Below are 23,482 nucleotides of genomic sequence, written 5' to 3' on the forward strand. Positions count from 1 at the left end.
CTTGAGTTTTGGAAGGGCACATTGTAAGGTTTTGCTGACTCGATCTCACCTTCACGAGGATTGCATACCCGATGCCGAACGACGGGCGGTTTGTGGAAATTCAGAAACAGTCACGCCGCCGCCTGCGCTGGTGGCAGGTCGCCCTGATCGGTATGTTGGCCTGTAGTATCGTCGGAGCGACGACGGTCGCAGGAATCATCTGGTATTTTTCCCGAGACCTTCCCTCGCTCGATCTGCTCCAAAACTATCAACCGAGTTTGGTCACCACCGTCTATTCCGATGATCGGCAGCCCATTGGCCAGTTCTTTATCGAGCGCCGCATTCTCACGCCGCTCCCGGAGATTCCCAAAACGCTGACGCAGGCGGTGATTGCGACGGAAGATGCGAGGTTTTTTGAGCATCCGGGTCTGGATTTTATCGGAATGCTGCGAGCGGCTTGGACGAACATTCGGCACGGAGGGAGGAAGGTTGAAGGAGCTAGCACCATCACGCAACAACTGGCTCGTGCGCTCTTTCTGTCGTCCGAACGGTCCTATGAACGGAAAATTCGGGAACTCGTCTTGGCCTACAAGATGGAAGTGGTCTCCGGGAAAGAGCAGATTCTTGAAACCTATCTGAATCAAATTTATTTCGGGCAAGGCGCCTACGGAGTCGGCTCGGCGGCGCAATCATATTTTGGAAAAGATATCAGAGGCCTGACCCTTGCCGAATCCGCGTTCTTAGGCGGTCTGCCGAAGTCGCCCAGCCGGTATTCTCCGTTCAGCGCCTATGAATCAGCGAAGAAGCGCCAAGAGCATGTGCTTGCCAGAATGGAGGAGGTTGGGTTTATTACTGCAGCGGAACGAGAAGCGGCCGTTCGCGAAAAACTGAACTTCCATCGGCCTGGGAGCGAGCATCTGGCGCCCTACTTCGTCGAATACGTCCGTCAACTGCTCATGGCGAAGTACGGGGAGACGATGGTGTACAAGGGCGGGCTCCAAGTTTACACGACCTTGAATGTGGAGATGCAAAAAGCAGCGGAGTCGTCGTTTTTGAACGGGGTTCGCGAGCTCGATAAACGAGAGGGGTGGCGAGGGCCTCGGCGAACCGTTGATGTAGCAACGTTCCAACCTTCGGAACTTTCCTCCAGGGATCCACTGCTCAAGCCTGGGTATCTGGGTGAAGGGGTCGTCTTACGGGTTGCCAAAGATCACTATCTCGTTCAGGTCGGGCCGTTCAGCGCGAAGCTGGCGTTTGATGACATGGCCTGGGCCAAGCGGATGCTCAAGGGGCCTGATCCTACCGTGGATTTTGTGGTGAATCCGAATCTCAAATTACTTCTCAAGCCTGGGGATGTCATCGAAGTCGGTGTGAAACGGATTACGAAGGATGGCGTGCAACTCACCTTGGAGCAGACGCCGGTCGTCGAGGGAGGTCTGATTGCGATCGATCCCAAGGGGGGTGCGATTCGTGCGATGGTGGGTGGGTATGATTTCACCCGCAGTGAATACAACCGCGCGGTGCAGGCCCACCGGCAACCGGGGTCCGCGTTCAAACCCCTCATTTATGCGACAGCGATGAGTCAAGGGTTGAGCCCTGCCACACAGATCCTCGATGCCCCAGTCGTCTATGAGCAGGCGGAGGATGAAAAGATCTGGAGGCCGGAGAACTATGGCCGGAAGTTTCACGGCATGGTGAGTCTTCGGGATGCGCTGGCTCAGTCGCACAATCTTGCCACGGTTCGGTTGTTGGATAAGGTCGGCGTGAAAAACGTGATCGAGTTCTCGCGTACGGTCGGGGTCACGAGTCCACTTCCTGCCGATCTCTCCCTCGGGCTTGGCACATCGTCAGTTGGCTTGCTGGAGTTGACCTCAGTCTATGGGGTGTTCCTGAACCAGGGAAGTCGAGTGGAACCCTTTGCTGTTAAATCGGTCAAAGACAATACAGGGAAGGTCCTTGAAGTGACCGAGCCCGAGTCCCATGAAGTCATCGCCAAAGAAGCCGCATATTTAATTACCAACATGATGGAAGATGTCGTGCAGCGGGGAACCGGGCAGGCGGCGAAGGTACTGGAGCGTCCAATCGCTGGCAAAACCGGCACGACGAACGACTACATCAATGCCTGGTTTATCGGTGGAACTCCAAATCTGGTCACCGGCGTCTATGTCGGCTTTGACGACCGCCGCTCGCTTGGAGAGAGTGAAACGGGGGCTCGTTCAGCCTTGCCAATTTGGATCGGGTTCATGAAAGAGGCGCTCAAGCAGCTTCCTGTCGTGCCGTTCGAGATTCCAGACGGGGTGACCTTTGTGAAGGTTGATTCCTCGACAGGACTTCTAGAGTCCGAACAGGAAGGAGACGGGCGCAAGGGAACGGTTGAGCTCTTTACGAAGGGGAGTGAGCCGACTCAGGCAGTGCAGCGTCGGCAGGACCCGACGGATTTCTATAAGTTGGACCAGATTCCGGAGGGACAACCAGCAGGGGACGGGAATTTGTAACACCGGAGACTAGGCTTTCGTGTCCTGATATTCCTCGTGCCACGCCATCTGAATCATTTCTAGAATTTTCTCATTCGATTTCTTCGGATCGTCCTTAAATTCAGGCAGGGCCACGATCCAGGTATGCATCTCGGTGAAGCGCACGGTGAGCGGATCTGTCTCAGGGTGTTGTTCGACCAGCCGGATGGCGATCTCTTCGGCATCTTGCCACTTCAAGTCCATCGGTACTCCTCCACGATTACGATACCTCCGATACTTTCTTTCCTTGCAGACTTTGCTTGAGTGAATGATCGAGCATCATGACATTCAACTGCTTCGCGGTCTGTTCGAGTTCCGCCATACGCGCACGGATGACACGAGAATCTATGCCGTTCTTTGCGGTGGACAGCTGAGATAATGACGTCCGAATACCGTCAGCTTCTTCCGCTGCAATTAGGTGTCCAGCGTCCACGAGGGATTTGTCGGTGGTCTTAATCAAAGCTTCGGCGTCCAGCCTGGCTTCGATCAATTTTCTGGCAGTCACATCTTCTGCCGCAAACTTGAACGAGTCTTCGATCATCCGCTCCACTTCTGTGTCGGACAATCCGTAGGAGGGTTTGACCTCGATCGACTGGCTTGTGGCCGTCCGCATGTCTGTTGCCGTCACGTTCAAAATTCCATTGGCATCGATCAAAAAGGTCACCTCGATACGCGGAACGCCGGCGGGGAGAGGCGGTACTTTCAGACGAAATTGCGCTAAGCTCCTGTTATCTTTCACGAGTTCGCGCTCACCTTGCAGAATGTGAATGTCTACTCCGGTCTGACCATCAACATAGGTCGTGAACATCTCCTTGGCGCTTGCGGGGATGGTCGTATTTCGGCGGATCAGGCTGCTCATGACCCCACCCATTGTTTCAATGCCGAGAGACAAGGGCGTGACGTCCAACAGCAACATATCTGTCGTCCCGCCACTGAGAATATCGGCTTGCACCGCAGCTCCAAGCGCGACGACCTCATCCGGGTTCAAGTGGCAATGTGGTTGCTTCCCAAAGAGCGCTTCGACTCGCTGCCGGACCAATGGCATCCGGGTAGACCCGCCCACGAGCACGACTTCATCAATGTCCTTTGGAATGAGCCCGGCGTCTTTTAACGCGATGCGACAGGGCGCTAAGGTGCGTTCGATGATCCCTGCCACGAGAGACTCGAGCTGATCACGCGTCAGCTCTCTGGTAAAGCGTCCTTTGTCCTCCGGGAGCTCGATGGTGATCTCGGTCTTGATCTCATTGGAAAGGCGGATCTTGGCCCGCTCCGCTTCCAACCGGACGGTCTGCATGTGATCGGGGTAGCGGCTGACGTCGATCCCGTACCGGTCTCGGATGTCTCCGATGAAGAGGTCGACCAACACACGATCGAGATCGTCTCCGCCAAGATGGGTATCGCCGCTGGTCGCCAGCACTTCAAAGATGCCGTCTTTCAACTTTAGAATTGAGATATCGAATGTCCCACCCCCGAAGTCATAGACGGCGATGGTCCCTTGGGTTTTTTGTTGAAGTCCGTAGGCCAGCGACGCGGCGGTCGGCTCATTGATGATGCGCAACACCTCCAGCCCGGCAATGAGGCCGGCATCTTTGGTGGCCTGCCGTTGGCTGTCGTTGAAGTAGGCCGGCACCGTGATGACGGCCTTGGTGATACTTTCGCCGAGGGAGGCCTCCGCACGCAGCTTCAGTTCCTTAAGGATCATGGCGGAGACTTGTGGTGGTGAATAGCTTTTCTGGCCAAGGCGGATCCGGATCACACCACCGGTCTCAGTGACATGGTATGGAAAATAGACCAGCTCGTTCTGGACATCGGCCAGCCCCTTACCCATGAATCGTTTCACGGAGTAGACCGTCCGTTCCGGATTGCGTGTTAAATGCTCTTTCGCCGAATCTCCGACGATCAAGCCATTATCCGTCAAGGCGACGACCGAGGGCACCATGGTCCGACCGTTGCGGTCTGGGACGACGCAGGGCTGCCCATCCTTCATGTACGCAACCAGTGAATTGGTGGTCCCGAGATCGATACCGACTATTCGTGCCATATCAAAGATGAAGATGTTGGAAAAGAGTTGCTTAGGCGATTGTTGCTGCCAGATCGGTCACGATATTGTTGACGTATGTGCGATGAGAAAGGAGATCGCGCATCTGTTTCAGAATTCTGTCCCGTTCCACCCTCGCCAGGCTCGTGGCTTCTCCCGCGTCTTGTAGCTGGTCCCAGTCGGCGAACAATTGCTGCAGTTGAGCTTCCATCTCGTGCTTGCGCCGCTCCAACGCCTCTTGCTCAGTCTGGAGGGTGGCGCGGAGTCGATGGCCCTGATCTGAGTCACGATCCGATGCCCGGTACTCCTCCAGAGTATCTTGGAGTTCCAGAATCTCTTCAAAGAGATCGGCTGGCGGAGAGGTTCGAATGTCTTTGACCGATCCGGTTTCTAGGGCCAAGAGGTATTCGGCTCGTTGAATGGGGTTACGGAGCGTGCGATAGGCGGTATTGAGAACTGCGGCATTGCTGAGGCTGATCGTCTGTTCATCTGCGCTCTTGGTCTGATAAAAGTCCGGATGGAATGTGCGACTCAGTTCGTAGAACTTGGCTTCCAGCTTCTGCGGATCGAGCAGGAGGCGACGCGGAACCCCAAAGCAAGTGAAATAGTCGGTTTCTTTTGAAACCGGCTGGACTTTCACACATCGGTCACAGAAGTATTCTCCTGTCACTTCTGACTGGCAGTGCCAGCACATGCTCCGGGCCATCTGCAGCCCGCGTGCACGCTCAGGCTGTGGTGTGTGTTGATCCATGAGTAAAAACGGGCATGGTCTGCAGGCCATACCCGGTCGGTGTCTCCTCTACGGTTCGCATCAAGCTGAGAACGATTCTCCGCAGCCACACGTTTTGTTGGCATTGGGGTTGAGAAACTTAAAGTTTCCGCTCAGCATGTCTTTTTGATAATCCAGCTGTGTGCCCTGGAGATAGATGGCGCTTTTCGCATCGATGATCACTTTGACACCATTGATCTCATGGACTTGATCGAACTGTCCGATCTTGTCATCGAAGTTAATCGTGTAGCTGAGGCCGGAACACCCGCCGCCTTTCACACCAAGGCGAAGGCCACCTTCTTCAATGCCTTGTACGTTGATGAGCCGCTTAATTTCCTTTACGGCTGCATCGGTGAGCGAGATGATCGGAGTCTCGACATTCGTAGTGTCCATGAGGCGCTCCCTTCGTGGCTATTACTTGGTGCCGGTTGGTTGCCCGTCTGTCTTCTTTTGATAATCAGCCAACGCGGCTTTGATGGCATCTTCCGCCAGAACTGAGCAGTGAATTTTTACAGGAGGGAGATTCAACTCCTGTACGATGTCCGTATTCTTGATCTTTTGGGCTTCTTCGATCGTCTTCCCCTTGAGCCATTCAGTGGCCAAGCTGGAGCTGGCGATCGCTGACCCGCAACCGAAGGTCTTGAACTTCGCATCAACGATCGTATCGTTCTGGACCTTGATCTGCAGCTTCATCACGTCACCGCACTCCGGGGCTCCCACCATTCCGGTACCCACGTCGGCATCGTCCTTCTTAAAGCTGCCCATGTTGCGGGGATTGTTGAAATGATCGACGACTTTATCGCTGTATGCCATAGAAACCTCCTTGGTATCTCGTCGTTCGTGAAGCGCCGCTCGTTGGCTGTGAGATACGCTTCACGTCTGCCGTCATTAATGCGCGGCCCACTGAACGGATTTCAGGTCCACGCCTTCTTTGGCCATCTCATACAGAGGGGACATTTCCCGCAACTTGGTGACGACCTCAATAACCTTTTTGGTCGTATAGTCAATCTCATCGTCGGTATTGAAACGGCCCAAACCGAAACGAATCGAGGAGTGAGCGAGCTCGGTCCCGACCCCGAGTGCGCGCAACACATACGAGGGTTCCAGGGTGGCCGATGTGCAGGCCGAACCGGACGAGAGCGCGATGTCTTTCATGCCCATGAGGAGTGACTCGCCTTCGACGTAGGCAAAGGAGATATTGAGGTTGCCCGGCAAACGGTTTGCCGGATGGCCGTTAAGATAGCTTTCTTCGAGGGCCGCCATGATATCGGTCTGGAGACGGTCTCGCATCTTGATCAGCCGGGCCGTTTCCGTCACCATCTCCTGTTCACACAGTTCACAGGCTTTCCCAAAGCCGACGATCAACGGTACTGGCAAGGTCCCGGACCGCATGCCGCGTTCATGTCCGCCTCCATCTATTTGGGCTGCGATCCGAACGCGAGGATTTCTTTTCCGAACATAGAGGGCACCGACTCCCTTGGGGCCGTAGAGTTTGTGGGAGGTGAATGACATGAGATCAATGCCCATGGCCTGGACATCGACGGGAATCTTGCCAACGCCCTGCGTGGCATCGCAATGAAACAGGATGCCTTTCGCTTTTGCGATCTTGCCAATCTCTTGAATGGGATTGATCGTGCCAATTTCGTTATTGGCCAGCATGATCGAGATCAGGATGGTCTTGTCGGTGATGGCATTCTGGACGTCCTGCGGATTCACCATGCCGTATTTATCGACCGGCAAATAGGTCACGGTCGCCATCCCTTTGGCTTCAAGGGATTTGGCTGTATCGAGCACGGCCCGATGTTCCGTGGTCGATGTGATGATGTGGGTGCCTTTCTCCTTGTACATCTCCAAGACACCCTTCAGCGCCAGGTTGTCCGATTCCGTGGCACCGCTGGTGAAGACGATTTCTTTTGCGTCGGCGGTAATGAGCTTTGCAATCTGTTTTCGGGCCTGTTCCACTGCTTCTTCCGCGGCCCAGCCAAATGCATGGTTGCGACTGGCGGCGTTGCCGAACTTCTCCACGAAATATGGGAGCATCGCCTCCAACACTCGCGGATCCATGGGCGTGGTGGAATGGTTATCGAGGAAAATGGGAAGCTTCATCGTTCGACTCCTTGTGCCGAGGGAGACTGAATCATAATAAGAGGCGTGCCCCCCATCATGTCTCCCAACGTCATGTTATTCAGTAACTGATAGATGCTGTCTTGGATTTTCAGGAGCGGCGTGCGGATGTTACAATGCTCGCGCTGCATGCAGAAGTCGCCATCTTTTTCGTGGGAGCAGTCGGTGATGCCTAAGGGGCCTTCTATGCTTTCAAGAATCTGCGCGATGGTAATCTGTCTGGCGCTCCGCGCCAGGAGATAGCCTCCCTTCGGACCGTTGTGGCTTTCGATCAGACCATTCTTTGAGAGAACTTGTAGGACCTTCGCCAACAATTCCAAGGGAATGTTGTACTCCTCGGCGATTTCTTTCGTATTCACCACGCGGCCAGGAGTGATATCGCCGAATTGGACTGACGCAATGTGCTGCAGCGCCATGAGCGCGTAATCAGCTTTTTTTGAAATCTTCAGCATTGCTATTGCCGATTCCTTAGGTCGGAGACTATAATGGTCTCCGATCAATTTGGTCGTACTAAGGTTAGCATGTAGGTTTCTCTGCTGTCAACACGACAGGTGGAGTCGAGTGATCTCTCAGAAAGGAATCGACACATGGGTGGCACAAATCCCTATATTGAACAGGCCGAATATGAACTTCCAAAAACTTCCTATGCCGTGACATTTATCCATCCAGATGGCAGATCCACCACGGTCGAAGTCAATCCAGAAAAGATTCCCCATGGGCCCACTGGGCTGCCGGGGAGCCTTTTAGATATCGCGATGGGACACGGAGTAGATTTGGAACATGTATGCGGCGGGGTCTGCGCCTGTTCGACCTGTCATGTGATCGTGAAGCAGGGGCTGGAGACCTGCAATGAAGGCACGGACGATGAGTACGATCAGTTGGATGAGGCTCCCATGACGACACTACAGTCTCGTCTGGGATGCCAATGCGTGCCGAATGGAACCAAGGATATCGTTGTCGAAATTCCAGCCGTGAATAAAAATCTTGTGCGGGAGGGGCATTGATCGGGGTCATTTCTCACACGCGACTGAGTAAACACTTCGGCGTGTTCTGAGTGAACCGTGCCGACCGACCATTCTAATCGTACGTCTCTATCTTCACGTCCTTTCGGTCGTACCCTTCCTTTATAAAGTAGGCACGCAGGGGACGGACGAACGCTTTGGTTCCACAAATCATGGGAACGACTTTGGGCTGTCCGTTGACTAGCGGCGTGAGCATGGACAAGGTCTTTTCCACAGCCTCCGACTCCCCGTTCTGAGCGACCAGCGGAAGATAGCGGAACGAGGGATATTGCATGGCCATCGTGAGCCATTCCTGATGGAACAAGACCTCGTCTTCGCTGGGTGCCACGGCAATCAATAAGATAGGAGTGTGGATTTTTGAGGAAAACATCTGCTTGAGGAGACACCGCATCGGAGCAAGGCCCGTGTAGCGCGCAATCAGTAGCAGCTCTTGATCGAGGGGATGCGGGAGGACGAAATTCCCATAGGGGCCTGACAGGGGAACTTCATCTCCAGACCGCAACCCATAGAGATAATCGGAAGCCAGCCCACCGGGAACACGATCAAATACCAGCGTTAATTCCCCATACGGAGACGAAGGATCGGCCATGGAGTAGGCGCGGTTGAGCGGCGGCTTAGGGCCCACAGGCAGTTTGAGGGAAACCCACTGTCCCGGTTGGAATGAAATCTTCCTGGTCTTGGGTTTGACGACGAGTTGGCGAACGTGGGGCGTGAGATCGGAGACCGTAAGTACCGTGGCAGCTTGCGTAAGTTCCGCCATAATCAATTCGCGGCACCGTCATAGCAGAAGCCGTCAAGAGATGGAAGTGGCAAGGCGATGTACAAGGATTTTCACAGCATGGTATAGATGATTGGGTTGTCATGTGTGACGAAGGGACGGCACGGTCATGAGTCAGGTTCGCGTTCGGTTTGCCCCCAGTCCGACGGGGTTTCTCCATATAGGGGGAGTGCGTACAGCTCTGTTCAATTGGCTCTTTGCACGCCAGCAACAGGGTGTGTTCATTCTTCGCATCGAGGATACCGATCAAAGTCGGTCAACCGATGAATCGATTCAGGCGATCATCGAAGGTATGAAATGGGTTGGACTTGATTGGGATGAAGGGCCATTCCGCCAAACAGAGCGGATGGATCTCTATCGCAGTCATGCGATGAAACTTCTTGAGACTGGACAGGCGTACTGGTGTCTGTGCAAGGCGGAAGAGTTGGAGGCTCGGCGAAAAGAGGCCGAAGCCAAAGGACTGTCGCCTCGCTATGATGGTCGCTGCCGCAACTTAGGGATCACCAGTCCACCAAGCGAGGCCGCCCTTCGATTCAAGGCTCCACAAGAGGGGCAGATCGTCGTTGATGACCTGATCAAGGGCAGCGTCGAGTTTGACCACGCGGTCGTGGATGATGTGATCATTCTCCGGTCCAACGGGTATCCCACCTACAACTTTTCCGTGGTGGTCGACGATGCGCTGATGGGGATCACGCACGTGGTGCGGGGAGACGATCATCTGACCAACACCCCGCGCCAGATCCCCATTTTCCAAGCCCTGGGGTTTGCCGTCCCTCGCTTTGGACATTTGCCGATGATCTTAGGGTCGGACAAAACCCGGCTGTCCAAACGCCACGGGGCCACCTCAATCATGGCCTACAAAGATATGGGGTATCTTCCCGACGCGATGATCAACTATTTGGTTCGACTCGGCTGGTCCCATGGGGATCAAGAGCTCTTTACTCGTCAGGAATTGATTGAGAAGTTCTCATGGGATCATGTGCAAAAAGCAGCGGCGGTCTTCAACCCCGATAAGTTGCTGTGGATGAATGCCGAATACATCAAGACCAGTCCATCGAGCGAAGTCGCCAAGGCGCTTGTGCCACTGCTTGAACAGGCAGGCATGCAAGACGAATTGCGCACCGTGTCAGCCGAATGGCTCGCGCGATTGGTTGTGTTGGTCAAAGAACGAGCCAAAACCTTAGTCGATATGGTTGATTGGGTCAGACCCTATTTTGGGCAAGAGGCCCCGTTCGAGGTAGACGCAGCCAAGAAATTTCTCACACCAGCGACCGCACCGTTGCTTCAGAAGCTTCTGACACGATTCGAGGCGATTCCGAGCTTTTCCAAACTGGTGTGGGAAGACAGCTTCAAGAAACTCGTCGAAGAAGAAGGTATCAAGATGGGTGCGTTAGCCCAGCCAGTTCGCGTCGCCTTGACTGGACGGACGGCAAGCCCAGGGCTCTTTGAGGTCATGGAGGTTCTTGGACGCGAACGTACCCTCGTTCGGCTGAAGGCAGGAATTGAGCACGCAAAAACCAACCAGGCTTGACGGATTGAGCGGTCCTATATTACGTTGAACGCCGGTTGGGGGATCGTCTAGCGGTAGGACGTCAGTCTCTGGATCTGACTACCTAGGTTCGATTCCTAGTCCCCCAGCCAAAAATTTCTCTCTCGTGCCACTTCCACGATTTGCTTCCGTACCGCGCTGGGGGATCGTCTAGCGGTAGGACGCCGGCCTTTGGAGCCGGCTACCTAGGTTCGATTCCTAGTCCCCCAGCCATTTTCAATTGAAGCGAAAGATATCTTCCTAACCGTACTCCTCTTTGTTCAACGCCAGCCCGATCGCAAGTAGCGCTTCACGTTTTACAACTCGGTGATGGGTGATTTCCCATTGGGAAAGGGGTATTCTTTAGCCGCAGACGTAGATCTCAGAGGATTTCATTGCGCCCGATGTCATCACGCAAATGAGCCAGCCTGAAGCCTTCTCCCGCATCCTCATCGACAAAGCATTAGAGTTCAGTGGATGGGATTTGCTGAACCCTCAGCAGATTCAATTCGAACTGCATACGGGGAACGGACGAACAGACTACCTGCTCAAGGATAGCCTCGGTCGGGTGCTCTGTGTACTTGAAGCGAAACGAGAAGGTCTCGATCCCTACGACGCCAAAGAGCAGGCTCGTGGTTACGCGGAAAAACTCAACGCTCCGTTTATCATCCTGTCCAATGGCCGTGAACATTGGTTTTGGAACTATGAGCGGGCCGACCAGCGCGATGCTTACCGTATTGAGCGCCTGCCTTCGAGAGAAGATCTCGAACGGGTCCGGCTTAAGAATCTTCAGCCGCCCCATTCTCTTTCAAGCGAAGTCGTCACTCCTGAGTATCTTTGCCAGCTCAAGCACGACCTCACGCTGAGGCGCTATCAGATTCGCGCCATGGATGAGATCGCCCGGCTGTTCGATACCCAAGGACTGCGGAAGTTTCTCCTCGAAATGGCCACGGGAACCGGCAAGACGCTGCTCTGCGCGGCTCTGATTCGCCGTTTTTTGATGAGCCGTAATGCCGAACGGGTGCTGTTTATTGTGGATCGCATTGAGCTGGCCAAGCAGACGATCGAAGATTTCGCGGTAGTGTTGCCCGAGTTCAAGCCGGTGATCTACAAGACTGCTCGCCGAACCGGTGAGCTGCTTGGGTCGTCCGTCGTCATTGCCACAATTCAATCACTAATGACCGATCGCCGTTACCGTGAGGAGTTCACGCCGTTTTACTTCGATCTGGTCATCAATGACGAAGCCCATCGTTCCATCTATGGCGATGCCCGCGAAGTCGTCCAATTTTTTCAGGCCACGCGCATCGGTCTTACGGCGACACCCAAGGCTTATCTCAAAAACGTCGATGTGGAAAAGTTAGCCGAGGAGAATCCCAGGGCACTGGAAGCCCGTCAGTTGCGCGACACGTACCATTATTTCGGATGCAAGCCGGGTTTTCCCACATTCCGCTACGACATTATTGATGCTGTCAAAGATCCTGAAGGCCCATTCCTCTGCCTGCCGAAGATCTTCGACCTCCGCTCGGATATCACGACTAAGGCTTTGGCCGAGTCTGGTTGGGCAGTCGTCGTCAATGAGAAAGAAGAGAGTTTTAAGATTCAAGATCTGGAAAAGAAGATTTTCACGCCGACACGGAACCGGCTGATGTGCGAAGCCTTTCTGAAGGAGGCACAGAAAGACCCGGCAGGGGCCATCGGCAAGTCCATCGTGTTTGCTGTGAACCAGACGCATGCCACGAACCTGACGAAGATCTTCAACGAGCTACAGCCCGGCATCGCCTTGACCATCACCTCACGCATCACCGAGGCATCAGTGTTGGCGAAAGAGTTTCGCGACGGGAAACGCAGCGAGCGCATTGCCGTCTCCGTGGATATGCTCTCGACTGGGTATAATTGCCGAGATCTGCTGAATGTCGGTCTCTTTCGCCCGGTCTTTTCTCCGACGGAATATATTCAGATCAAAGGCCGTGGGACCCGCCGATATACGTTCATGATCGGCCAGACTGCGTACGAAAAGTCGTGCTTCTACCTCCTCGATTTCTGCGCGGTCGCGGAATACTTCGAGGACCAATACGACTACTCGGTCCCGTTGAAGGTTCCGCGCGAAAAGAAACCTTCCGCCGAAACGGCCTCGTATGCTGTGGGCGACGGCGGCAATAGCGTGGCGGCGGAAGGCCTGTCGGATTCTCCGCGAGGGGGAAAACCGCAGCGCGTAATTCCGACCTGGGAGGGAATCGACACCCTCGTGAGTCAGGAGGTTCGGATCGTCGGGCCCAATGGCGAGAAGGTCGATGTTATGACGTTCCGTGGCGGTTATGAGCGGGATATCAAGGAATTCGTTGCGCAGACGCCCACACTCAAAACGGCAGTAGAAGCCGAGGATGATGACGCCATCGAAACTATTCTCAACGAGCGGTTCTACCATCGTCCGGAGATGTACTATTCGCCGGACAAGCTTATTGTCTCCTATAGAGTTCCGGCGACCACACCGGCATTTGTCTATAATGCCCTTGGTCGGAAGCCGTTACCGACACGGGAAGCCATCGTGACGGATACGGTTGATTCCATTGCAGCCCGGTTCAATCTCCGATACAGCGAACAAAAGTGGGTGGATGCCACGGCTCAGTTGCTGGCCGAAGATCCTACAGCGCTGCATCGATTCATGAGCGGGGATATGACGTTGTTTACTGCCAGCCAGTTTAACCAGCTTGGCGGCGTCTCTGCGCTGGCCCGCTTTGAGGATCGAGAACAAGTGTTTGAAGCCTTGCGCCAGTCCACGCTTGTCAGGCAATCATTGATCGCAATATCACCCTCATAATCATGTGTTAGGACTACCCATGCGCACGCCTCCCGTACAGTCCGATTCCGTTGCTGCACAGACCCTCGCCACGCCGTCGAATTTCTTTTCCTCCGGCCTCCGGCAGAAGGTCGATCAGCTCATGAACATCCTCTGGGCCGGGGGCGTGAACAATCCGATGGATTCCATCGAGCAGATTTCTTATCTGCTGTTCCTGCGATTGCTGACGGAGAAAGACAATGTTCTCGCCAGTCTCGACAAGAAATATGTGTGCATCTTCTCCGGCAAGTGGGCCAAATACGCCTGGGGCAACTTCGTCACGCTGACCGGCGATCAGATGTTCAACGCCGTCCGCGACGCCATCGAAAAGCTACACGAGCTGCCCGGCCTGACCGACACCGGCAAGCTGCTGTTTAGCCGCGCCACCCTCAAGATCTATGACCGCCCGACGTTGCGCGCTGTCGTCCAAGCCATCCATGGGATGGACCTGTCTGCTCATGACGGCCATGACCTCAAGGGCGACATGTACGAATATCTGCTAAGCAAGCTGTCGGCCTCTGGCACCAACGGCCAGTTTCGCACGCCACGACACATCATCGACCTGATCGTGGCACTTGTGAACCCGCAGCCGAAACACCGGATTTGCGACCCTGCCTGCGGCACAGCGGGCTTCCTCATTTCAGCGTTTACCCACATTCTTCGGCAAAACACCAAGCCGGCTGATCTCAAACGAGGCCTTGCGGACGGCGGTCAGCTCAAGCCCGTGCAGTGGAAGTTCCTCGAAGAGCAGGCTTTCACCGGCTTCGACAACGACGCCAACATGGTGAAGATCGCGATCTTGAATCTGTACTTGCACCAGTTGGAAAAAGCACGCGTCTCCATGCTGAACCCGCTCACCACCGGCTTCGGCGGCGCCTATCCAGGTCAGCAGTTCGACATCATCCTCGCCAACCCGCCGTTTGCCGGAAAGGTGCAGGACGAGAGTATTCTGGCCGATCTCAACTACAAGCTGAACACCCGCGCGACGGAACTGCTCTTTCTCAAATGGTTCATCGACCACCTTGCGCCTACTGGACGAGCAGGTGTCATCGTGCCCAACGGCGTACTCTTTGGCTCGACCAACGCCGCAACCAGCCTGCGCGCGCTGCTCCTGACCGAGTGTGACCTGCAAGCCGTCATCAGTTTGCCGAGTGGTGTGTTCAAACCCTATTCCGGCGTCGGCACCGCCGCGCTTATCTTTGCGCGCCCCTTCGCCCCCGTTGCGGGGGAGAGGGCTGGGGTGAGGGGCGAAGTGAGCGGGACAGCGACGAAGTCCGTCTGGTTCTACGATCTCACTGCCGACGGCTACAGCCTCGACGACAAACGCACGCCGATTGACGCCAACGACATTCCCGACGCACTGAGGAAATGGCCGACCCGCGACGAAGGGCCGAATAGCTACCGCGTGCCGATTGAGAAGATTCGGGAGAACGACTGGAGCCTCGCCGCAGGACGTTACAAGCCCGTGACAGCGGAACCGGTGCATCACGACACCCCCCAGCGCATCGTGGCTGAAGTTCTGGCTATTGAAGCGCGCATCACAGAGAAGCTTACTCGTTTGCAGGGTATGGTAAAGTAGGAGGGCCAATGGACTACAAGCACATCATCACAATCGAATCGGGCAAGCGCAGCGGACGTTCTTGTATACGTCGAATGCGCATCGCCGTTGCCGATGTGCTCGGCTGGCTGGCGTCAGGCATGACGCACGAACAAATCCTGAGCGATTACCCCGAACTTACTGAGGAAGACATTCGTGCCTGTCTGGCCTATGCCGCCGACCGTGAACGTCGGCTGGTGACCGCCGCTCCATGAAGCTGTTGTTCGATCAGAACCTCAGCTTCAAACTCTGTCAACGACTGGCCGACCTCTTTCCCGGCTCAAGTCAGGTTCGCCTGCTCGGTCTGGCGGAAGCCGACGATCACGCGCTGTGGCACTATGCCCAAGCCAATGGGTTCACGCTGGTTTCGCAGGACTCGGACTTTGCCGACATGGCCGCGTTGTTTGGACCTCCGCCCCGAATCATCTGGTTGCGCTGCGGCAATCAGCCCACCGCGCATATCGAAAAACTGTTTCGCGACCACGCCCAGGTCATCCTCTCGTTTGAGCACGACCCTGCTGCCGCCTGTCTGGAGATCTACTGAGGCCATGAACCGCCGGGTAGCTATCGCACCCTGCGACGTGCTCATGAATTCCCTCGCCCCTCTTAGGGGAGCGGGGAAGGGTGAGGGGCGGAAACCGAGCGGCAAGAGATGAAACGTTGGCCGACAAAACTGCTGGGCGAAGTTTGCACCGTCAATCCGAAACTTGCTGCATCTGATGCTCCTCATTCTGACACCGAAGTTACATTCGTTCCGATGGCTGCCGTTGATGAAGTCAGTGGCAGCATCGTTCGACCAGAAAACCGGCGATTTAAGGAAGTTGCCAAAGGCTATACACCATTCGGAGAGAACGACGTTCTGTTTGCGAAAATCACGCCCTGCATGCAAAACGGTAAGGCAGCAGTAGCTAACAACCTTTGCAATGGTTTTGGTTTTGGTTCCACCGAGTTTCATGTCCTACGGTCAACCGGAAGTGTTTTGCCGAGATGGGTATTCGCATTCATTCGTCAGCCGGCATTTCGTTCAGCGGCGGAAGCTAGTTTTACCGGTAGCGCAGGGCAGCAGCGTGTGCCCGCTGATTTCCTAAAGACATTCCCAATCCCTGTGCCACCGCTGCCGGAGCAGGAGCGTCTGGTGAGGCTGCTGGACGAAGCGGACGAGTTACAGAAGCTGCGCGCCCAAGCCACCCGCCGCACCGCCGCCCTCATTCCCGCCATTTTCCAGGAAATGTTCGGCCCTGGCGCTCCAAGTTCAGCCGCCTGGCAGATTGCGACTGTGGCAGAACTTGCTGCGACACGCGAAGGTGCCATTCGCACTGGACCATTTGGAAGTGACCTGCGCCACTCGGAATTCGTCGAGGAGGGAATTCCCGTCCTTGGGATTGATAATGTGGTGGAGAATGAGTTCCGCTGGACGAAATCTCGGTGCATCCCGGAAGCCAAGTTCCAAGAGATGAAGAGGTTCGTCGTTTTTCCTGATGATGTCCTCGTGACAATCATGGGCACAGTTGGAAGGTGTTCCGTTGCCCCTGAAGAGCTACCAGTTTGCATCAGCACGAAGCACCTGTGCACAGTTACACTTGACCGGACAAAAGCACATCCCCGATTCATTTGGGGAGCGTTTTTGCACGACGCATCCATTAAACAACAAACCCGGTCAGTTGGAAAAGGTGCAATCATGGAAGGCTGGAACTCGACCATCATCAAACGCCTCAGATTGCGAGTTCCTCCGCTTTCTTTACAAAATGAGTTCGCTGCTCGCGTATCCGAAATCCGCGCCATGCAAGCCGAACAAGCCATTTCCCGCCGCCGCTTGGATGATCTCTTTCACTCCATGCTCCACCGTGCGTTCCAGGGAGAGTTATGACAAGCGAGAAGAAGCCCACCGGATGGTCAGCCATTCGCCGGAGCTTGAACGCGCAGTCAAAGACGTTTCTGCTGGCGCTGGTCAAAGACCTCTACGACGCATCACCCAGCACTCGCGATTTCCTGCATGCTCGTGTGCAGGACGAGGCAGGCGATGGAATGGCCGTGGAACGGTACCGGCGCACGATCATCGAGCAATTCTTCCCCTCACGAGGATTCGGAAAGCTCAAACTGGCTGAGGCGCGCAAAGCCATCCGTGATTACCGCAGGGCCACGGGCAACCTGGCAGGCACGATTGACCTGATGCTGACCTATGTGGAGAACGGCACGCAGTTCACGCGAGAGTTCGGCGACATCAACGAGGCCTACTACAACAGTCTCGAATCCGTCTTGCATGAGATGACGCAGCTATTGCGGAAGAAAGATCCGGCATTGTATCCGCAGTTCCGTGAGCGGATTCAGCGCCTGGAAGATCACGCCGACCACATCGGTTGGGGGTATGGCGATTATCTTCGGGATCAAGTCGGATTGCTCGAAGCGGAGCTGGCAGGAGAATGACACCGCCCTACACAGAACGGCAGGGGCAGTTTCTGGCGTATCTCTATCAGTACAGTCTACTGAACGGCTGCGCGCCGTCCGAGGCGGATATGCAACGGTTCTTTCAGGTAACCCCGCCGACCGTGCATCAGATGGTGCTTACGCTGGAGCGGCGCGGCTTCATTCAACGTGTTCCCGGCCAAGCGCGTAGCATCACCTTGATGGTTCCACCCGAGGCATTGCCTCCTTTGCGGCGTCCCCAAGACCGTGTCTCCAAGCAAAGAATCTGATATCGCTATTCTGTCATGCGAACGAACGTTCCTGAACAGCTGCTGAAAATCATCGACGAGATTGACGAGCATGGTCAGGCAAATCTGACACGACTGACGGTGTTGAAGAAGTGGTTTGCGCGTCCGGAGCGGCTGTCAGCCTTTGCTCTCTGGGCCGCCGGAAGGGCTGTTTCTCGCAGGGGCAAAACGAGTGGAGCGGCTGCGACATTGTTCCTGGAAGCGCGCACCTTGCTGTCCGATTTGGAGGAGATAACACCAAAGCTGAACCGCCAGGCGGCACAGCGGTTGCACGACCGTTTGCGGGACTTTCAAAATGAATATAAAAGCCAGCAGTGGGGATCAGTACGCATCGTTCACAACTGGAACCTGCTGCTGGTAGAGGAAGCGTTAAGCCTGTACCTCTGGCACGATCAGTCGCCGTCGCACGGCTACAAGCTGGCGGCAGACTATTGCAGGCACTACGACCCCCGATACGGTGAGAGCTTGAATGGCCCCAGCCGGACAAAGCTTAACGAAATCGTTCGGTTCATGTTCACTGTCGAAGCTCTGGAGGATGACCCGACATCAATTTGATAAAACGCCGATGACAGAAACTCTCCACAGTCCTGTCTGGATTACCGGCCAAGTGGCGCGTGGAAGTTCAGAAAACGGGCTACAGCATAGCCTGCCGAGTAGCTGCTTGGTTTGCTGTCGGTGATTACTTCAGTGACGCCATGTCGATCACAAATCGAAACTTCACATCGCCTCGGAGTACTCGTTCGTAGGCTTCGTTGACCTGTTGGATCGGAATCACCTCCACATCCGACTCGATCTGATGTTGCGCGCAGAAGTCGAGCATTTTTTGCGTTTCCTTGATCCCGCCGATGAGCGAGCCGGCCAAACGCCTCCGTTTGAAAATGAGGGAGAAGGCCTCAACGGGAGTGGGCGTTTCTGGTGCACCCACGAGAATCATAGTGCCGTCCGTCTTCAGGAGGTTCAAATAGGCGTTGTAATCGTGTGGAGCCGAGACTGTGTCGAGGATGTAGTGGAAGTACCCCTGGAGTTTGGTAAAGGCCTGAGGATCTGATGTGACGACAAAGTTCGCCGCGCCCAGCCGTTTCGCGTCCTCCCGTTTTTTCTCCGATGTGCTTAATACCGTGACCTCGGTTCCCATCGCCCTGGCAATCTTCACCGCCATATGGCCAAGCCCACCGAGGCCGACGACGGCCAGTTTGTGATAACGCCCGACACCCCATTGGCGCAGGGGCGAGTAGGTCGTAATGCCGGCGCAGAGCAGCGGGGCCGCTCCCGCTGGGGAGAGTGTCGTGGGAATTCGGAGGACATAGTTCTCGTCCACGACGATCTGGGTCGAGTAACCGCCCTGAGTAATCTGGCCAGCTTTATCCTGGCCACTGTAGGTCCAGAGTGTTCCGCGGTCGCAGTATTGCTCTAGACCTTCACGGCAAGACGTGCACGTTCGGCAGGAATCCACGAAGCAGCCGACGCCGGCTCGATCACCAACCTTGAAGGCTGTCACTGCGGTGCCGACTTGCGCCACGGTTCCGACGATCTCGTGTCCTGGTACCATTGGGAAGAGGGAGATGCCCCACTCGTCACGGGCCTGGTGGATATCTGAGTGGCAGATGCCGCAGTGCGAGATCGTGATCAGGATGTCCTGGGGGCCGACTTCGCGTCGTTCGAAGGAAAAAGGTTGTAGGCTCTCTTTAGCGGCCATCGCCGCGTAGCCGTTAGTCGCAAGCATGGAATGTTCTCCTTCAGGAGGTAAGTAGACAATACGACCTTAGCAAGTTCAACGGGACTTGCCAACAGCAAAGGCAGCCTATTGTTGGTGTCACCGATAGCAGCGGTTCATTTGGGTGACGTTGGACTGCGGGGATAAGGTGGAATTGGAGGGGGTGTATTTAGGTGCAGTCGTTCACCTTGCCGTCGTCGGTCGATTCAGACATACCGGTGTCCGAGGTGAGTGGCGAACCGGGAATGCGGTACAGTTCTGCGGCCCATGTTCCTAAGTCCGTGACCTGACAGCGTTCAGAACAGAATGGGCGCCAGGTGTTTTCTTCCCAGGTGGTTGGTTGGCGACAGGTCGGGCACAGCATGAAAATCGTTTAGCGCTGAGGGGCTTGCTGGGTTTTCTCGATCTTGGCCCAGGCATCCTTGAGCGAGACGGTCCGGTTGAAAATGAGTGTCTCGGATGAGGAATCGGGGTCCACGCAAAAGTATCCCTGCCGTTCGAATTGGAAACGGGACCCGGGTGCGGCTGACCGGAGGCTTGGCTCAACCACACAGCCGCTGAGGAGTTCAAGTGATTGAGGATTCAAGGAGCGAGTCCAGTCCTGATCAGCCGGAAGCTTAGCCTGGTCAGGAAGAAAAAGCGGGTGATAGAGCCGGATGGCTGCTCGGGCTGCATGTGGCGCCGACACCCAATGAATAGTGGCTTTCACCTTACGCTGTTCCTGCGACGATCCGCTTCTGGTCTCCGCATCGTAGGTGCAATGCAGTTCGGTGATCGCACCGGTTTGAGAGTCCTTGGTCGCGCTTACACACTTGATGATGTATCCATAGCGCAGCCGGACCTCGCGGCCAGGCGCCAGGCGGTAGAACTGTTTTGGTGGATCCTCACGGAAATCGTCTTGTTCGATGTAGAGCGTCCGTGAGAAGGGAACCTTCCGAGTTCCAGCGGCAGCATCTTCAGGGTTATTCACGGCATCAAGTTCTTCAACAACGCCTTCCGGATAGTTGTCGATCACCACTTTTAACGGTCGGAGCACCGCCATCACGCGTGGTGACCGTTTGTTCAAGTCCTCTCGGATGAAGTGTTCGAGCAGCTGCATCTCGACGATGGCGTCCCGCTTGGACACACCAATGTGCTCGCAAAAGGCCCGGATCGCTTCAGGCGTCACGCCTCGTCGGCGGAGGCCTTTCAAGGTGGGGAGGCGCGGATCATCCCAGCCGGTCACGAGTTGCTTCTGGACCAATTCGAGCAGCTTCCGCTTGCTCATCACCGTGGAGGTGAGATTCAGTCTGGCGAATTCGATCTGCTGTGGACGATGGAGAGCATTGGTTTCAGCAATGACCCAATCGTACAAGGGGCGGTGGTCTTCAAATTCGAGGGTGCAAAGGGAATGGGTGATGCCCTCGATGGCGTCGGACAACGGGTGCGCGAAATCATACGCGGGATAGATGCCCCACGCGGTGCCGGTCCGATAATGCGTGGCATGTCGGATGCGATACAGAATCGGGTCCCGTAGATTAATGTTGGGCGAGCCCATATCGATCTTTGCGCGTAAGACATGCACCCCGTCGGCAAACGCTCCCGCTCGCATGCGCGCGAACAGATCCAGGTTGTCTTCGATGGACCGAGTTCGAAAGGGACTCTCGCGCCCTGGTTCGGTCAGGGTGCCGCGGTACACACGGATTTCATCGGCCGTGTGACTATCAACGTAGGCCTTCCCTTTCCTGATCAAGGTCACGGCGAACGCGTAGAGTTGGTCAAAATAGTCCGAGGCGTAGAATATCTTGTCGTGCCAATCAACTCCCAACCATCGGACGTCTTCCTGAATGGCTTGGACATATTCAGGGTCTTCAGTCGTTGGATTGGTGTCGTCGAATCTCAGGTGGCACATCCCGCCGGGGGTGTTCTGTGCAATCCCGAAATTGAGGGCGATGGACTTAGCATGCCCGATATGGAGGTACCCATTGGGTTCAGGGGGAAATCGCGTGACGACCCGTCCATCATGTTTACCGGCGGCACGATCGGTCGCCACAAGATCCCGAATGAAATTCGATGAATGGGAGGACTCTGGTATGCTCATGAACTTTTGAGGGAACGGTTTAGCCTGGTCATTGTGAGTCAATTCCAGAAAGGAGTTCTACCATAGACGGGCCGACGGGAGGAATGGGGGGACGGCTAAGCAGAAGGTTCTGGGGTGGAGCGGTCTGATGCCTGCATGACATGGAAGTCCTTTTGGGCGATGAGATGCCCATCCATTCGCAAGCGGAATTCATACCGACCAGGTGCGGGAAAGATTAATAGCGGAATGTTGATCCCGAAGTCAGAAATCTGAAGACGATCGCTGATCTCGATGTTGGGAAGCGCGGCCCGGCAGATGAGTTGTTCGGAGTTGAGGTAGGTCAACTCAATGTCAAAATGGTACAGGCCTTCCGCATCGGTGAGGCAGAAATAGAGGCCCATTTGCTGATGCTGGAAGGGGAAGGCAGCTGTCTGCAGATGTGTGAAAATTCCGATCAAGCTTTTCTTTTTTGTGAAACTGTCTTCGATGACTTGGTCGCAGACGAGAAATGCTTGGACGGTGGGTGTGGGGATATCGGTCATAGGGACATTCTATGAAAAACGTGAGGAAGGGTACAACGGTTCCCACTTTTCCGCACAAATAGGCAGAGGACGTTGTGTCCAAGGGGAGGGCTGGAAGCATGAACGGTATGTATGAGTCGATGAGGTGAGTGGATGACAATTGCATCAACCGAGGACGGCTGGGCCACCTTGGGCTTCGATGATTTCCTGAAACAGGGTTGCCTGGGAGCCGATCCGGCAGTAGTGAGAGGTGATTTCAACCGGTATGCCCTTATGCGAGTGCAATCTTCCGCAGATGAGGTCGACTCTGGAGTCCGATGCCATTCGTGCCTCGAACACGAGGTGGCCAGATTGTAAATCTCTCAGACGAACAGAGGGCATGTCGGACGGCGACAGACCTTGTCCGAGCCGGACATCGACGGCGAACTGTCCGCGGTCATTCAACGTGATGATGTTTCGACGTAGGTGCGCGATGCGGGTGCCGTGCTCGTTATACAGATCGAGCGTGGCGAGAAGTAGGCCTTGCTCTGACTTGGCTTCAATGACGAGTTGCTCTTTCCCATGAATCGTGACCACACCGTTGGTGCGACGAAAAATGTTGGATCCGATCCGCAGTTCGAGTCCTGGCCTGGAGAGTACTCCCGCCGGTGCCGTACGACCAAAGGATTCGGTCCTGCGGAACGCCGCCGGATCATCCATGTGAGCCTCAAGTCACAGTTATTCCAGGTCCTGTGGAGCTTCGCAGACCCCACAGGGAGTGTTACCAAAACATTCGGGAGGCTAGGCTTTTTGCGTAGATCTGTCAAGGGTATGCGACGCGAGGACCTGGGCATATTATGGCCATGTGCAGTAGGCCCGAATGGACGCTCTCAAAAGCTCTTGCTCAACGAGTGGCGCTTCGTTGCAAACAGAAAACCGCTTATGCTACGGTTCAGCGTTCGGACAGTTCCCGGATGGTCCCATCGTCTAGCCTGGCCTAGGACGGAGCCCTCTCAAGGCTTAAACACGGGTTCGAATCCCGTTGGGACCACCACACCGCACTTCGTGAGAGCCGGTCCATTTTGAAAGAAGCATCGCAACTGCGACGACTGGCTAAGCATCTCGAGTAGTTGTGCCCTTCTCCGAATCTCGCTCGTGTGTGCGGAAACCTCTTTATCGTGGTATCGAACTTGACGGCGGCTGGATAAGGGCCTCCAGCGGCTCGGTTAGGATGCCGTCCTTCGCGCCCGTTGCCCATCCACTAATTGCTGATGCAGCGGGACAATTCATTTCACGTTCCGAATTCAGAGAGAC

At 55.3% G+C, this 23,482-nt stretch carries 24 protein-coding genes and 3 tRNA genes; 14 read left to right on the forward strand and 13 right to left on the reverse strand.

From position 1 onward, the window contains the following. Positions 1–71: 71 nt before the first annotated feature. Positions 72–2,474: a PBP1A family penicillin-binding protein gene (locus E8D52_00650; GenBank protein TKB70639.1), complete on the forward strand. Its 2,403-nt coding sequence runs from the start codon at positions 72–74 to the stop codon at positions 2,472–2,474. A 9-nt stretch (positions 2,475–2,483) separates the two neighbouring features. Here the strand turns inward: E8D52_00650 and iscX are convergent, their stop codons facing one another. The 7 genes from iscX to E8D52_00685 all read right to left on the reverse strand — a co-directional run bounded on the left by iscX (position 2,484) and on the right by E8D52_00685 (position 7,875). Then, a complete protein-coding gene (gene iscX, locus E8D52_00655; GenBank protein ID TKB70640.1) occupies positions 2,484–2,696 on the reverse strand; it encodes a Fe-S cluster assembly protein IscX in 213 nt (70 codons plus the stop codon). A gap of 16 nt (positions 2,697–2,712) precedes the next feature. Next, positions 2,713–4,533 (reverse strand): molecular chaperone DnaK, encoded by a 1,821-nt coding sequence (dnaK, locus tag E8D52_00660; protein TKB70641.1) that lies wholly within the window; start codon positions 4,531–4,533, stop codon positions 2,713–2,715. A 31-nt stretch (positions 4,534–4,564) separates the two neighbouring features. Then, positions 4,565–5,311: a Fe-S protein assembly co-chaperone HscB gene (gene hscB, locus E8D52_00665; protein ID TKB70642.1), complete on the reverse strand. Its 747-nt coding sequence runs from the start codon at positions 5,309–5,311 to the stop codon at positions 4,565–4,567. Between the two features lie 30 nt (positions 5,312–5,341). After that, positions 5,342–5,692: an iron-sulfur cluster assembly accessory protein gene (locus E8D52_00670; GenBank protein ID TKB70643.1), complete on the reverse strand. Its 351-nt coding sequence runs from the start codon at positions 5,690–5,692 to the stop codon at positions 5,342–5,344. Positions 5,693–5,713: 21 nt separating this feature from the next. After that, on the reverse strand, positions 5,714–6,112 hold the full coding sequence (gene iscU / locus E8D52_00675; protein TKB70644.1) for a Fe-S cluster assembly scaffold IscU: 399 nt from the start codon (positions 6,110–6,112) through the stop codon (positions 5,714–5,716). 75 nt (positions 6,113–6,187) lie between these two features. Then, on the reverse strand, positions 6,188–7,405 hold the full coding sequence (locus E8D52_00680) for an IscS subfamily cysteine desulfurase (protein TKB70645.1): 1,218 nt from the start codon (positions 7,403–7,405) through the stop codon (positions 6,188–6,190). Continuing rightward, positions 7,402–7,875 carry an Rrf2 family transcriptional regulator gene (locus E8D52_00685; protein ID TKB70646.1) on the reverse strand — a complete coding sequence of 158 codons (474 nt, stop codon included), beginning with the start codon at positions 7,873–7,875 and terminating at the stop codon, positions 7,402–7,404. Before E8D52_00685 ends, E8D52_00680 begins: the two co-directional genes overlap by 4 nt. A gap of 135 nt (positions 7,876–8,010) precedes the next feature. Between E8D52_00685 and E8D52_00690 the strand changes: the two genes are divergently transcribed. After that, the gene (locus E8D52_00690; GenBank protein TKB70647.1) at positions 8,011–8,427 is read left to right on the forward strand and encodes a 2Fe-2S iron-sulfur cluster binding domain-containing protein; all 417 of its coding nucleotides are present in this window, start codon (positions 8,011–8,013) and stop codon (positions 8,425–8,427) included. Between the two features lie 73 nt (positions 8,428–8,500). Here the strand turns inward: E8D52_00690 and E8D52_00695 are convergent, their stop codons facing one another. Beyond that, the gene (locus E8D52_00695; protein ID TKB70648.1) at positions 8,501–9,205 is read right to left on the reverse strand and encodes an FAD-dependent oxidoreductase; all 705 of its coding nucleotides are present in this window, start codon (positions 9,203–9,205) and stop codon (positions 8,501–8,503) included. A gap of 127 nt (positions 9,206–9,332) precedes the next feature. Here E8D52_00695 and gltX point away from each other — a divergent pair, with 127 nt between their 5' ends. The 11 genes from gltX (at position 9,333) to E8D52_00750 (ending at position 18,450) form a co-directional block, all read left to right on the forward strand. Then, entirely contained in the window at positions 9,333–10,754 is a 1,422-nt protein-coding gene (gene gltX / locus E8D52_00700) for a glutamate--tRNA ligase (protein ID TKB70649.1), read from the forward strand. Between the two features lie 36 nt (positions 10,755–10,790). Continuing rightward, positions 10,791–10,864, forward strand: a tRNA-Gln gene (locus E8D52_00705). Positions 10,865–10,911: 47 nt separating this feature from the next. Next, positions 10,912–10,985: transfer RNA gene (locus E8D52_00710), tRNA-Gln, on the forward strand. Between the two features lie 184 nt (positions 10,986–11,169). Further along, positions 11,170–13,569 carry a DEAD/DEAH box helicase gene (locus E8D52_00715; protein TKB70650.1) on the forward strand — a complete coding sequence of 800 codons (2,400 nt, stop codon included), beginning with the start codon at positions 11,170–11,172 and terminating at the stop codon, positions 13,567–13,569. 19 nt (positions 13,570–13,588) lie between these two features. After that, positions 13,589–15,166: an SAM-dependent DNA methyltransferase gene (locus E8D52_00720; protein ID TKB70651.1), complete on the forward strand. Its 1,578-nt coding sequence runs from the start codon at positions 13,589–13,591 to the stop codon at positions 15,164–15,166. Positions 15,167–15,174: 8 nt separating this feature from the next. Beyond that, positions 15,175–15,399, forward strand: coding sequence for a DUF433 domain-containing protein (locus E8D52_00725; GenBank protein ID TKB70652.1), 225 nt, complete (start codon positions 15,175–15,177; stop codon positions 15,397–15,399). Continuing rightward, the gene (locus E8D52_00730) at positions 15,396–15,728 is read left to right on the forward strand and encodes a hypothetical protein (GenBank protein TKB70653.1); all 333 of its coding nucleotides are present in this window, start codon (positions 15,396–15,398) and stop codon (positions 15,726–15,728) included. Before E8D52_00725 ends, E8D52_00730 begins: the two co-directional genes overlap by 4 nt. Positions 15,729–15,836: 108 nt before the next feature. Then, positions 15,837–17,051: a restriction endonuclease subunit S gene (locus E8D52_00735; protein ID TKB70654.1), complete on the forward strand. Its 1,215-nt coding sequence runs from the start codon at positions 15,837–15,839 to the stop codon at positions 17,049–17,051. Further along, positions 17,048–17,608: a hypothetical protein gene (locus tag E8D52_00740; GenBank protein ID TKB70655.1), complete on the forward strand. Its 561-nt coding sequence runs from the start codon at positions 17,048–17,050 to the stop codon at positions 17,606–17,608. Before E8D52_00735 ends, E8D52_00740 begins: the two co-directional genes overlap by 4 nt. After that, positions 17,605–17,877: an SOS response transcriptional repressor gene (locus E8D52_00745; GenBank protein ID TKB70656.1), complete on the forward strand. Its 273-nt coding sequence runs from the start codon at positions 17,605–17,607 to the stop codon at positions 17,875–17,877. Before E8D52_00740 ends, E8D52_00745 begins: the two co-directional genes overlap by 4 nt. A 15-nt stretch (positions 17,878–17,892) precedes the next feature. Then, entirely contained in the window at positions 17,893–18,450 is a 558-nt protein-coding gene (locus E8D52_00750; protein TKB70657.1) for a hypothetical protein, read from the forward strand. A 124-nt stretch (positions 18,451–18,574) separates the two neighbouring features. Here the strand turns inward: E8D52_00750 and E8D52_00755 are convergent, their stop codons facing one another. From E8D52_00755 to E8D52_00775, 5 genes are all read right to left on the reverse strand, one after another. Further along, complete coding sequence (locus E8D52_00755) at positions 18,575–19,618, reverse strand: NAD(P)-dependent alcohol dehydrogenase (GenBank protein ID TKB70658.1); 1,044 nt, start codon at positions 19,616–19,618, stop codon at positions 18,575–18,577. A gap of 160 nt (positions 19,619–19,778) precedes the next feature. Next, positions 19,779–19,973, reverse strand: coding sequence for a DNA gyrase inhibitor YacG (gene yacG, locus E8D52_00760; protein TKB70659.1), 195 nt, complete (start codon positions 19,971–19,973; stop codon positions 19,779–19,781). A gap of 9 nt (positions 19,974–19,982) precedes the next feature. Beyond that, positions 19,983–21,689, reverse strand: coding sequence for a glutamine--tRNA ligase/YqeY domain fusion protein (locus E8D52_00765; protein TKB70660.1), 1,707 nt, complete (start codon positions 21,687–21,689; stop codon positions 19,983–19,985). A gap of 95 nt (positions 21,690–21,784) precedes the next feature. Next, positions 21,785–22,210 (reverse strand): hypothetical protein, encoded by a 426-nt coding sequence (locus E8D52_00770; protein ID TKB70661.1) that lies wholly within the window; start codon positions 22,208–22,210, stop codon positions 21,785–21,787. Between the two features lie 144 nt (positions 22,211–22,354). Next, positions 22,355–22,888 (reverse strand): hypothetical protein, encoded by a 534-nt coding sequence (locus E8D52_00775; protein ID TKB70662.1) that lies wholly within the window; start codon positions 22,886–22,888, stop codon positions 22,355–22,357. A gap of 256 nt (positions 22,889–23,144) precedes the next feature. Between E8D52_00775 and E8D52_00780 the strand changes: the two genes are divergently transcribed. Next, a tRNA-Glu gene (locus tag E8D52_00780) sits at positions 23,145–23,222 on the forward strand. Positions 23,223–23,482 lie beyond the last annotated feature (260 nt).

It is taken from the genome of Nitrospira sp. (assembly GCA_005116745.1).
Lineage (GTDB): Bacteria > Nitrospirota > Nitrospiria > Nitrospirales > Nitrospiraceae > Nitrospira_D.